A 13,030-nucleotide genomic window follows, 5' to 3' on the forward strand; every position below is an offset into this window, starting at 1 on the left:
ACCGATTACTTGGTAGGAGAAGCGGGCTTGATTCGTCAGAGGGAAATGGTTCCCTCCGGCATCTCTATCGCTTAGGCGTTACGACGTCGCATTGCGAAGACTCCGGCTGCTGCCAAAGCAGCACCAGCCAGTGCCCACAGTGCCACACCACTTCCGCCGGTCTTAGGCATTTCGCCCTTGGTCACATCGGCAATCTGCAAAATGCCTACCTTCGAATCACACTCTGGAATGCCAGTCTTATCGCACTGGTTTCCTGACACTGCGACACCACCACCGGAGAGAACTTCGATAATCGCATTGCCCTTTTCATCCCACGCCGTGGAGAACTTAATGGGCTCAACGAGCAAGTTGTAACCCTGCGGTGCCTTAGTTTCAATCAGGTAGTAAACACCCGGCGCATCCAGGCCCTGGAGTTCAACACGGCCCGCAGTGTTTGTCTGAGACTGTCGCACTACTGGGTTTGTATCAAGGTTGACACTTCCGTCAGAGTTCAAGTTCAACGCACCATTGGGGTCGGCACGGTGAACTGCAAACTCTGCACCGTCGAGCAGACCGCCGGTTTGAATCTGATCCGGCGCATCCGGGTTGTAGCTGACCTTCTCCAAGAAGACTCCCATCTTCTTTTCTGGAGGGGTCAACGGAATGCAGTCGGTATCCTTCCAACCGCCCATTTCTGCCTCATTCATAAGGCCAAAGCTGGGTTCGTAGAGACCATTCTCCTCATAGCAACGGTAGTTACCGGACGGCTCTGATGGGTGTCCTTCAGGCACAGATGTTTCATCCAACTTCGATGCGTTGAGAGTGAAACGAACAGTGACCTCATAGACATGCTTGCCGGTGCTACCGTCAACACCTTCTGGTTTCGTAATCTTCGGAGTGTTGTTGCCATTTAGTGCATACGGACCTGGGCCTCGGAATTCCCTAGGCTCACTTAGGCGGTTAAATTCGTCGCGGAACACTACCGTTGCCCCGGTGACGGTCGCCGCTCCGACAAACTTCGGCGTGTCTAGCAATTGTCCATAGACGACTTCGTTCGACTCGTATCCCGGAGTCTTGGGGTACTCCACGACCACGTTGTACCTTGCAGTAAATTCATTCTGCGTGCCCGGTACCGGCTGCGGTTCTGTATCTACCGCAACCTTGTCTACACAAGCTTCGGTGGAGACATTATCTGCGTCACCCGGACCCGACTCGGAGTCCGTTGCGACGAGCTTCACTCGGTTGGGGCTACAGACTGTCTTCAGGTTGCCGTGTTCATCTGTACGCACTGGAGCAGATACAACGAATTCAACCTTCGCATGGCCAGGAACCGTACCGACATAGCCGGTCATGTATTTTCCTTCGCCGCCGGATGATCCTTGCGCATTCATACCTGCCAAAATGCCGCTGCCGACACCAATCTGGTCTGGGCCAGGCTTACGTCCGTTAACCAACGTAGATCCAGGACCAAAACCCTCGAACTTCGCAGTCGGCTCCTTAGCGTTTACACCGTAGTGAGTATCTGTTGGAAGGTACTCGTAGAAGGTGCCACCGGAACTCGGATGATCACTCGTATTTTCTACCGTAATCGTCCAGAAAGTCCGTGGAACACCATTGATAATTTCCGTCTTCGAGCGGAGCTTCTTCACAGCAAGGTTCGACTGAAACTCTGGCGGAGGTGCCACCAGGCTAGAGGCCGCATCAGTATTGAACGAATCCGGAAGATTATTCAGAATGTTAACCAATTCAAAGGTCGGCTGGCTGGAAGAAGGATTATCAATCTTTAGCTCAAAGCCATTTTGACCAGCCTGGTCACTACCCGCGCCGAAACCTAGGTTTCCGTTTGAGTAAGTCCAAGCCTTACCCCACGATGCCGACGAAAACACAATTCGGCGCCCATCAAGCGTGGTCAAATTAGTCAAATCCCAGGTAGAGATTTGTCCTGTTGCAGTGTCGATGCGCTCCAGAATCACCCTATCCTTCGAACCGGCCTTACTCTGGAAGCCCCACATGTACCGTGGTGCGTCGGGGAGTACTGCCCAGTCCTCCGCAAATGAGATTTGGTTCCCGAATACCCGCTCTGCTGTGGAATTATCCGTGTTCACACGGTAGAACTTACGGCTACCGGATGTTGATGCATTTGCCACAAAGTAACCGTTTTCGGTCCAGACACCCGCGTTCGAGAAGTCACGGTCGCCTGCAGTTTCAAATGCGCTGGTTTGCGTTCCCGGTTTCTTAATCGGACCTAGGTTGTGGACTTGACCGGTTCCGGGATCAATCTGAAGCAGATTACCTGCTGGATAGCAGTTGTCACCATTCAGACCACGCTTCTGACTTACTGCGTAGAGCCAGTTGTCATTAGGGTCGTACATTAGGGAGTTATACACCCACGGCGATCGGCCAACCTCCTGGTAGGCCTTACCTTGATTAATTTGTCGGCTCAAAATCGAGGTATCGCGCTTAAGATCTTTCGGCGTACCAGTGACAACGTACACCGGACTGCCGTAGGCAAACTCTTCAGCCGTCAGCTGACGCGGCGTAGCCTTGCCCACTACTTCCGTCTCGGGGGTCGGATTTTCGCACTTCGGAATTGGCGGTGGCGTGGGAAGGTTGAACGTCGCCGAATACACGGTGTTGGCCGGACCACGATGCAGCCCCATAAACTGAATCTGCGCAGGACCGCCAATCGAGATCTGTGGCAGGATTACCTGGTACTTCTTATTGTTGATTCTTTTGTACGTAGCTTTGGTCTCGTACCATCCTCCATTCGTACCCGTGTAGTAAACAATCATGTCTGCCGAGTCCTTAGACATGTAACTATCAATGTTCGTTTCAAGAATGACTTCCGTGTCTTTGGGGAGAGTAATCGTCCCATTCGACAACTGGTCTGCGGGAATTACGAAGCTGGGTATGAAGCGGCTGCCTTTGTTTACATACCCACTACCGTTCGTATCTCCGTTGTTCTTGTCGATCCTAAAGCTATAGGCAGCATTGGCTGCCGCAGGTGCCGCCATCCTCTGTGGCGCACGCTGCGGTTGTGCAGCACGAGGTGCTGCTACCGGATCTTCAGGGGAGGGCTCTGACACCTCAAGCGGTGGTTCACCGGCCTCCGCTCCCGGAACATCGGGTGCATCAGTCGCAACAGAGGTATCTTCCTGCTCGATCGCGCTAGAAGACTCGGCTGGTTCAGCGGACTCCGAATTATCTGGCTTAGGGGCTTCCGAACTCTGAGCAATCTCGCCTAATGCTGCTACCGAAGTATTGCTGAAAATAGCGCCACTCGAAATTTCAGGGGTCTCAAAAACAAACGTTGCCCCATCGGTGACCTTAGAGTTCAACCCCGTAATGTTGAACTTCACAGCATTCGAAGAAACATCGACCCCTAGATTGTCTCCCTCACGGAGAGCAATCTTTTTACCATTGACGGTCAACGAATACTTGCCATCGGCAAACTCCAAATCAGAGGCACTATCTGCGGTAATCTCCAGCCCGCTGAGAGTTGCATCACTGGCAAATTTTCCTTCAAACTTCGCAGTATCACCGCTGGTAACGGTTAACTGGTCGCCTGAAGTCAACGCCACACCGATGTCAGTGGTCTGTGCTTCCGCTACAACGCCAGCCACCTCTGGCATGCCTGCTGGCATGACAACACCGAAAGTGAGGGTCAGCGCCGCAGCGACCGATGCCATCACGCGCATATTTCGCCGCGCGGATTTTGGCTTGCTAAACATTGTCCAGGACATTAGCGTCCCTCACTTCCTTTATCTTTCTTCCTGCTCACCGCAATAATGATGAAGCCCGCACCAATTAATGCGGCAGCTGCCGCCACCAATCCAGCAACCTGCACACCTGTCAGCGCCAGAGAACCTGATGTCCCTGACGATGAAGACTGGCCTTGACTTGAACCTGACGCCGATTCGCCAACCGGTTTCTTCGGAGGTTTGGTGGGCGTAGTAGTAGGCGTTGTCGCTGGAGTAGTCGTTCCATCCTCCGGCGTCGTCGGAGGTGTGTCCGGCGGAGTCGTCGGCGGTGTCTTAGGTGGCGTCGTCGGCGGTGTCTTAGGTGGAGTTGTCGGAGGCGTCGTCGGTGGTGGAGTTTTACCCGGCGTATGCGACTTCGCCACAATGACGCCTTCAACCGGGTTGGGGTCTTCCGTCACTGTGTGGAAAGGTACTGCGACCAGGAAAGCGTTGATTTCACGGTAGTTACCGTCCGGTGCACTTGAGGTCACAAGATAGATGCCGTCGACAAGCCCGGAAAACTGAACCTCGCCGTTAGCATCTGTCACCTTGGAAAGGTTTAAGTCCTTGTTCCATTTTTGGATTTCGTCAAGGCTGGCCGATTCCACTCGCTTCATATCCGCTGGATTTTTGGGGTCAATCCCCTCCAACCGGTCTAGGTGAATGGTCACTCCCTCAACGGAACCTGCGACAGTCTGACCGTCATCATCGGGGTTTCCCTTGGTCAAACGAATCTTCAGCACATTCGTGCCAACAGACTGCTCGACCCCCGCCACGCCGTCGCGGCCTGCGACAGGGACCGCCTGCGCGATACCCGCACCTGTCCCAAGGCCAGCACAGGTGAAAGCAAGCGCAATGGTTCCTGCAACCACGCTGTTCAGCCGATTATTACGATTATTAATCATTGTCATGCTCCCACCAGCGATCTTCATCGTCTCCGTCTTGTTCGGAAGCTGATCGCGGCTGCGACGGATCCGATTTTTCAGTTCGCTTTCTCGTGCGCCTGTGGCGACCGCCAGCTCGGTGGCTAGTAACGCTCTCGTCCACCTGATTGCCGTCATAGTTATCAAAGGAATCTTCGGCCATGTCGCCGTCGTGATTGTCTTCGCCGAAGGCGTCGTCAGTATCTTCCAGCTGGCGTTGACGCCATACCCACCAGGCAAAAGCGGTGCCAAGCACAAGCACGACTACAAGCAAGGTGTACATCCACCACTGCCAACCTGCACCGTGGGTCTGACTGAAAACTTCATCATCCGCTTCATTCAGCGGCACTTGATGGCCACGCACCAAAAGCCTGTGGGTGTTAATGCCATAGGGGGTACATGTAATAAGCGTGACGTAGTCCTGATTGGGCACAGGCCTTAAGTCGTCAGTTTCGTGTGGCAGAACGACCTTAATTTGATCGACTACATACTTAAGCCGGTGACCGGACACCTGAATATAAAAGGCGTCACCTTCACGGGCTTTAGTTAAATGGTCGAACATTGTTGAGTTCGACAGACCAGTGTGTCCAGTGATAATCGAATGCGTTCCGACGCCGCCGACCGGCAAATCAGATCCATACAAATGACCTAGACCACGTTGCAGGGTCTCATCCGAGGTTCCATGCAGTACAGGCAGATCTACATTGATGGATGGGAAAATGAACCGAGCCATCGCTTCGGTCTCATTTAGTTGATTTAAGTACTCTGCGTACTCAGGATTATCCGCATGGATGCGGTTCAACCACGGGTCCAGGATTGGGCCGGTATCGCGACCCTCGTTGTACGCATGCGCACGTTCCCACTGTGTGTTCTTCACATCTTGTGGAATATCTTTATCCAACTGCGCATACGCTCGCGCGGCACGTGACGCATTCATGTTGTTCCATGCTGTCGACACCACGGGGTACAGCATGACCAACAAGCCGATTACAACGATAATTGCGGGCAGCGTAAGGCTCTTACGGGCCGGTTTTTCTGATTGCTGGCTAGCATCCAGCTCGACTACCGAAGCAGACGACTGTTCCACGGGACAACTCCCCAAAAGATTCCTAAATACGCACAGCCTTCAACAGCCAGATACACCAAACCCGCCGCCAATTGCCACTGCGCAGACAACCAAAATCAATCACAACAGCAGCGCACTGACCACAGTGCGCTAGGCAAAGCAGGGTACACAACGCGTACCCTGCTTCACCGTCCTTAGAGTGATAGTTGCTCTAAGGCACCGAGTACATACTCGGGTTTAGTTCTTCGATCCGCGGCGAGCGAACCATGCACCAGCTGCGACGATAGCTGCACCGATGGCAGCCAGGATGCCGACACCGGCACCACCAGTCATCGGCAGGTTCGGGGTGTCCTGCTTGATGTTCTCAATCTCAGAAACCAAAGTGACCTCATCGTCACCCTCGAGCTCACCGGTTGCCTTTACGTTGTCGCGAGTGAACTCAATCTCGGTGACGGCATTCTCCGGCAGTGCGTAGCCAGCCGGCGCCTTGGTCTCCTTCAGGCAGAACTTCTTGGTTACCGGAGCGACTTCCTTGTTATCCTCGAAGTCAGTCAGGTGCAGACCATCAATGGTGAAAGTACCGTCAGCGCCGGTAGTCCACTTGTCCGCACCGTTTACTGTCAACGGGTTTTCACCCAGCTCAGTTGCCGAGGTGCACTGGTAGAGCTCGAACTCAGCACCTTCCAGGACCTTACCGGCCTCCTTGCCGTCCTTCTTCACAACCTTCAGCTTGCCGTGGTAGGTCACGACCTCATTGGTCTTGTTCGTGACCTCGTTACCGGTATTCGGGTTGTTGAAGATGACGTCGGCCTGGTTCTTCAGCTCAGTGGTGTCACCAACCTCCTTGCGCTTGACCTCGAAGGTCAGGGACATCTTGGCGCCCGACTTAACCTTGGCCAGACCCTGCTCGGTCAGCGTGACGACGAGCTTGTTTCCGTTCTCAGCCGGATTGTTGACCGTGTAGTCCCCCTCAACCAGAACCTCGTCACCAGCCTTGACCTCGGTAACCTGCTGGAAGTCCAGACGCTGATCCAGCTGATCCTCGAAACGGAAAGCAGTCAGGCTCTTGCCCTCACCCCAGGTCGGAGCGTCAGCGTTAATGGTGTAGGTGTATGCGTCCTGGATGTGCTTATCTGCATCCTTGACGGTCTTCTCGGTCTTGGTCTCCGTGTTCTTCGGGTAAGCAACGACGTCGTAGTTCCATGCATCAGAGGCTTCATTGACCATCGGAACCGAGACGATGAACGGAGCACCAGCTACGATGCCAGCCGGAGCGTTCGTTTCCTCGACCAGGTAGATACCCAGCTCCAGGTTTTCGAAGGACACCTTGCCATCGGCACCCGTGGTCTGCTCAAACGTCGTGCCGGTCTCGTGGCCCTTTGCATCGGCAGCGTTCTTCGGGAAGGTCGACCAGTCACCATTCTGCAGGTCGTAATCCAGCTTGGTGATCTTGTAGGTCACACCAGCGAGCGGCTCGCCCGGTACACCTTCCATCTCCTGGCCGGTAGCCGCAGTGCTCGACTCAGCACCCTTCTTCTTGTGGAGGGTGATCGAACCCTTCTTGTTGAAATCGATGTTTGCCTTATTGACAGCCCCCTGCTCAACAGCAGGACCTTCAGGCTGAGCGATTGCAGCCGGGGCGGAGACGCCCATAGACAGACCGACGATGGCAGCGAAGGTTACCGAGCGGGCGGTACGAGAGAACTTATTCACGAAAACAGGTCCTTTACAGAAGTCCAAAATGAAGCGACACGCTTCAATACGTCTCGCGATTCACTCCAGACGGCGACACCATCGTTCCCCGACTTGCCAAAACTGAGATTTTCCTTAAGAAAAAGACCAGCCTGTCTAACCTTTTAAGCCTAAGCGTTATGAACTTTAATGTTTACTGGTCGAAACATTGCAGCCCAAGCCCATTGCTCGTTCGGTTAACAACGCTCAGTGAACCGCTTATAAATAACTTAACTCGTTTCACTTCCAGCCGATACTTGCCGGATACACACCGCCGAACCAAGCATCTAAGAAACCTATGCAAACATAAGAACTGTCGAATATAAATATCCTTCTATCGAGGTCACAGCGATTTTCCATTCACCCCCGAAAATCCTCCCAATTTCCCACACAATCAAACACACCCAAAAATGGGGGTAGTCAAATGCACCATAGCGATGGCTCCTATGCGTAACCATTATCGCCACAGCACACACCTGGAAAATGAGTCCTTATCAACCTTCTCGTGTTTACTGTCACAACAACGTCGTCAAGCGAAAGCCAAACGTTTGAAGCAAAACGCCCCGCGACGCACCGCCCTGTGCTAGGACCTGTAAAAGCACAGAGACAGAAACCGTCACGAGGCGCGCTGTGGCGTCACAAGGGACGTTTAGAGAACCGCCCAGTAGTGAACATCGTTGTAGCCGTTGAGCTTGAGGACGTTACCGATCTGATCGACCTTCTTCTTACCCTCAGGGGTCGTGCCATCCGGCATGATCTGCACATCAGCGCTGTGATCGCCGGTGAAGGTGATGTTGACGTAGTCCTTGCCATCGCGATGCTCGAGCTCGAAGACGTAGCGATTGACGGCCAGCTTGCCGGAGTGGAGGAACCCACCCTTGCCCGGAGCGACAACTGCAGTGTCAGCGGAGTTTGCAGGTGCGGCTACCGCCTGTGCGGCAGTAACAACCGGAGCTGCAAGCACGAGTGCTCCCACGCTCCAGACACCGATTTTCTTCAACATGCTCATAGGTACTTCCTTATCTTCTGTGTTTCTGCAGGGTTTCTGCAGATTTGTTCTGTGTTTTTCTGCGACTCCCGGCGCCGCCGTTGTTCGACGGCGTTCAACAGCCGCAGCCAATGAAATTGGTCAATTAGTTGAGGCTGCGCCCTAGTGCGCTGATCTAGCGCACTGGAGTGGCCTCGACGATGATGTTGTCGGCGTAACCCAAAGTGCCGCCGACGAACTCGCCCCCACAGGTAATGAGGACCAAGCGGTTCTCACCAACTGCATCGTTGACAACCTCGGGCATCTGAGCGCCCTTGACCACCTGGATCGGATTCTTGCTGACGGTGAAGTCTCGGCTTTCGCCATCCACCTTCACCGTGACGGTGTCACCAGCCTTCAGGTCAGCGAATCGTGCAGCGTAACCATCACCCTGATTCACCTCATTGACGTGACCGGTAATGACGGACGATCCAGCAGCACCTTTTTCACCGGGAATCGCGGAGGCGGAATACCAGCCAAGGCGCGAAACATCGGTCGGTGGAATCAGAGATCCCTGATCAGTCAGCTGAACGAAATCAATCGGAGCCGACTTACCATCAATGAGCATCTCCATCTCGTGCACAGCTCCCCGAGAACCCTGTGCTGGAGTAGGCAGATTCTCCTGCGCACCTTCGAGTGCCGAATCATTGCGGTGCAGTTGGGCAATCACCAGCAGAGCGATAACGCCAATTAATGCGATAGCGGCGATATACACCCTTGGCTGCTTCCACCAAGGCACGTCCTGCAGGTCTTCGACTTGGCCATCGGCCTGGTCTTCGTCCTGGTCAAATGGATCAACGTGCTCCCGTGCGCCGGTTTCGGTTTCGGTTTCCGGTTCGAATCCTGGTGTGTTTCCAGGTTCCTTGCCGGTTTCGTCCGAGCCAAACTGATCAGTCATGGAATCTCCTTAGTTCGTGGCTACCGTCGGCAGAGCGTGAGTAGCCAAACCGGTCGGGCCAGACGGAACCGAACTAATTGCACGTCGTTCCGAGTTCGGCGCCAACGGCTTTCCGTGGTTCTTCTGCTTAGCCTGGCCAGTTCCACCGATGATGGTGACGTTGGTGTTGTTCTGCTCCGAATGCTGATTAATTACAGTGTTCGGGGTGGCAGCTTCGCTGGTAGGTGCAGAGGAATCGTCGTTAGGCGTGTTCTGCTCGCCCTTATCCTTCGGCTGCTCAGATGGCGTGTTCTCCGGGGCCTTGCCGTTCGTGACAGTCTGCTCCGCAGAGTTGATGTCCTTGTGAACAGCAACTTCCTTGCCATTGACATCGGTCAGAGTCTCGAAGGCAACCTGAGAAGCGCAGTCGCCGTCAGTAATGATGATCGGAACATCAACCGTGCCTGCGGATGCCGTCGGCACAAAGTGCAGGCGGCTCCTAGCGCCAGTGGACTTGCCCGTCTCCTTGCACATCAGCTCACCGGTCAGGGTGTACTTCGTACCCGGCTTCAGACCGGTGAAGTGCACGGTGTCGATGACGACAGCGCCCTTCTCAACCAGACCCTTGCCGGCAATACCGGCAGTAGTCGTGATGGATGGGTTGTCCTCAGACTGCGCTGGAGTGCTTGGATGATTCGGCTGAGCAGGCTTGCTCGGCTTCTCCGGGTGAGCAGGCTTGGACGGCTTCTCCGGGTGAGCAGGCTTGGACGGCTTACTCGGCTTCTCCGGCTGAGCAGGCTTGGTCGGCTTACTCGGCTTGGACGGCGTGCTCGGCTTCTCGGACTCGGACTTAGACGGAGTTGTCGTCTCAGACGGCTCTTCCGGCTGTGTCGTCTCCGGCTGTTCGGACGGCTCATCGTCGCTAGGCGTTGCCGGAACCGTGGAAGTGGTCGGCTCAGTCGAGCTGGTCTCCGGTGCGGTCGTCTCCTCGGACGGAGTTTCGCTTTCCTCGGTCGGGGTGTCTTCCGGCTTCTCCGGAACGTCGCCAGTCACGGTCTGGCTTGCGTCGTTAATATCTGCGTGGTCCGCGATCTCATTGACCTGGCCAGCGCTTTCCTTACCAGTCGAGTCGACCTCATCAGAGGTCAGGTGTTCGAATACGACGGCCTCAGCGACAGGAGTCTTAACAGAATCAGACACCTCGAGAGTGACAGTCACAGTACCGCTTGCCGACGTCGGCTTGAACGTCGCCTCGCCATGACCGATGACAGAGCCATCAGCCTTGTTAACCAGTTCACCGGAGAGGGTGTAGTTCTTACCAGGCACCAACCCCTCGAAATGTACGGTGTCAACAACCTTGGCGTTGGCCTCAATGCGGTTGCCCTGGAGCTCCGCTACCGTGCGCAGCTCCGGCTTCAGCGGCGTATCAGCGGGCTCGCTCGGCTTAGACGGTTCGGTGGTCTCAGTCGGCTCGGTCGGCTCCGTGGTCTGCGACTCAGTGCTGTCAGTCGGCTCGGTCGGCTCCGTCGGGGCAGCCGGCTTCGTGGACTCGGAGGCGTTAGGAGTAGTCGTCGAAGAGCTCGACTGCTCTTCGCTTTCCGACGTCGTCGGAGCCTCAGACTCACTGGTCTCAGAAGTAGCGGTCTCGCTGGACGACGGCTCCGTTGTTTCCTCGGTTGTCTCCTCGCTCGTCGGGGTCTCTTCGGAGGTCGTCGGCTGTTCCGGCTTTTCGCCGTGAACGGTCTGAGCTGCGTCGTTAATGTCCTCGTGGGAGGCGATTTCTACCGGCTGACCATCGGTGTTGTCCTGGCCATCGGCGGTGACCTCTGTCGAGGTCAGCTTTTCAAATGCAACAGCAGCGGAAACCGGCTCATCCACATCATCGGAGACGGTAATCATGACAGCCTGCTCACCCGAAGAGGTCTCCGGAGTGAACTCGACGCTGCCGGTGCCCAAGACGCGATCGGCATTGGTCTTGTCCACCAGAGTGGCGTCCAGGCGGTAGTTCTTACCCGGCACCAGGTCGGTGAACTTCACGATGTCCTTAACTACAGCGCCCGCAACAATCTTGTTGCCGTTCAGGCGAGCCTGAGTGGAGATCGACGGCTTAAGCGTGGTCGGCTTCTCCGGCTCGGACGGCTTGGTCGACTCGGATGGGGTCGTGGTCTCCGCAGGAGTGGTCGGAGTAGTTGGCTTCTCCGGTTCGGTCGGCTTTTCTGGCTCAGACGGCTTCGTCGGTTCAGCCGGAACCTCACCGGAAGACGGCGTGACATTGTCAATCACAATGATGTCTTGCTTCTTACCATTGTTGAAAATGTAGCCAGTGCGGTTCGTACCATCGACGGTGCCCTGACCGACGTTAGCCGGACCAGTGAGGTAGTCGTAGACAGCCTTCGTCGATGGGTTGTGAATGCCCTTGGAGAAGTCAATGTCATCGGAGAAGTGCCACAGAGCGAATTGAGTTGCGTTATTGGCATCCAGCACATTCAGACGGCCTTTAACTCCAGCTGCCTTCCCCAGTTCATCCAAACCAACAGCTGGAGAACCGTGGTGCGCAATCCAGTTGAGCTTCCGGTATCGGTCAAAGTCGTTCCGAAGCTTGTTATTGGTATCTGTACTGCGCGAGAACTGACTGAAGTTCTGCACACGACCGGTGTCATACAGATCACCGGCGACGCTGGCCTCAATGCAGTAACCCATTTTGTGGCTACCAAATGGAGTTGCAGCCTCGTCAAATGCCGCAATGAGTGGCCCAAAATTACGGACATTTCCATTGGCTTCAACACCCTCAACGGTTCCAGGAACACTCAAAATCTTCTGAATCGTCAGGGTTTCGCCAGTGTCCTCTGGCTCCTGCGCATGCGCAAGTATCGGAGATTTAGCGAAGAAAAGAGCGAGCACAGCCACGAAGCTAAAAAGCGCCAACCAGCGCTTCTCGTTTGTAAAACGACCGAACATGAGCCCTCCCCCTTCCTTCGATTTCAGTGCGTTATACACCTTTCGCTACCTTTCCAGCCTTCAATTAACAATCAATGACCACGCATAAGCGTCTCCAGCCCCCATCACAGGTAGCCCAGTTGACATCGCCTTCTAATTCTCATTTATAGCGTTGGCCACCCCTGAATATAACAAATACATTTTATGTTTGTTGAGCCATTTAATTGACACCCCTCTTGTCATTTATTTCAATAGCAATAATTGTTGTTTACATATTTTTTCTGGGGTAGACATTTGGATACCACACACATGCCAAAGTTCCACTTTTCTCCATGACACCTAGCCATTCAACCCATAAAATCACCATTAACCTGCGCATATGAAGTTTTTTCAATGAATCCCCACCCATTAATTTGGGTTAGAATGTCTCCCATGTCACGATTTTCATAATTGTGAGTTACGGCACAGCCAACACCTCACCCCCACCTAATGAAAATGCGACCCAATAAATCCCTAAGAGCAAAAATAACATCTCAAGACTATTTGCAAAAGAATCCCCGGGCATCATTTAATAAGCCACATAATTGTGTGCTAATTGCAGCTGCATAAATAATCGCCTCTCCGCCCCAGTCCTCTCCATCCGCGGTTAATAGACAAAAGTGGGTCTGATTCATGGCATTCCAACAGATCACGTTATGTAAAACGCGACTGAATAGGGGACTGCAAATGTGAAACTGTGCGAGTTTATGA

The 13,030-nt window shown here is 54.2% G+C and carries 6 protein-coding genes and 1 pseudogene; all 7 read right to left on the bottom strand.

Annotated features, from left to right (window positions below):
* Positions 1-71: 71 nt before the first annotated feature.
* Positions 72-3,710 carry a prealbumin-like fold domain-containing protein gene (locus tag HMPREF2708_RS03940; RefSeq protein ID WP_246840325.1) on the bottom strand — a complete coding sequence of 1,213 codons (3,639 nt, stop codon included), beginning with the start codon at positions 3,708-3,710 and terminating at the stop codon, positions 72-74.
* Positions 3,711-3,721: 11 nt separating this feature from the next.
* The gene (locus HMPREF2708_RS11095) at positions 3,722-4,624 is read right to left on the bottom strand and encodes an isopeptide-forming domain-containing protein (RefSeq protein ID WP_168168097.1); all 903 of its coding nucleotides are present in this window, start codon (positions 4,622-4,624) and stop codon (positions 3,722-3,724) included.
* Between the two features lie 285 nt (positions 4,625-4,909).
* Positions 4,910-5,729, bottom strand: a pseudogene (locus tag HMPREF2708_RS03950) (class C sortase); the annotation flags it as partial.
* A gap of 216 nt (positions 5,730-5,945) precedes the next feature.
* On the bottom strand, positions 5,946-7,421 hold the full coding sequence (locus HMPREF2708_RS03955) for a SpaH/EbpB family LPXTG-anchored major pilin (RefSeq protein WP_070832615.1): 1,476 nt from the start codon (positions 7,419-7,421) through the stop codon (positions 5,946-5,948).
* Positions 7,422-8,088: 667 nt separating this feature from the next.
* Positions 8,089-8,448 carry a hypothetical protein gene (locus tag HMPREF2708_RS03960; RefSeq protein WP_070832620.1) on the bottom strand — a complete coding sequence of 120 codons (360 nt, stop codon included), beginning with the start codon at positions 8,446-8,448 and terminating at the stop codon, positions 8,089-8,091.
* A gap of 154 nt (positions 8,449-8,602) precedes the next feature.
* The gene (locus tag HMPREF2708_RS03965; protein ID WP_070832624.1) at positions 8,603-9,364 is read right to left on the bottom strand and encodes a class F sortase; all 762 of its coding nucleotides are present in this window, start codon (positions 9,362-9,364) and stop codon (positions 8,603-8,605) included.
* A 9-nt stretch (positions 9,365-9,373) separates the two neighbouring features.
* The gene (locus HMPREF2708_RS11385; protein WP_070832627.1) at positions 9,374-12,301 is read right to left on the bottom strand and encodes a VaFE repeat-containing surface-anchored protein; all 2,928 of its coding nucleotides are present in this window, start codon (positions 12,299-12,301) and stop codon (positions 9,374-9,376) included.
* Positions 12,302-13,030 lie beyond the last annotated feature (729 nt).

Source organism: Corynebacterium sp. HMSC073H12, assembly GCF_001837775.1.
Lineage (GTDB): Bacteria > Actinomycetota > Actinomycetes > Mycobacteriales > Mycobacteriaceae > Corynebacterium > Corynebacterium amycolatum.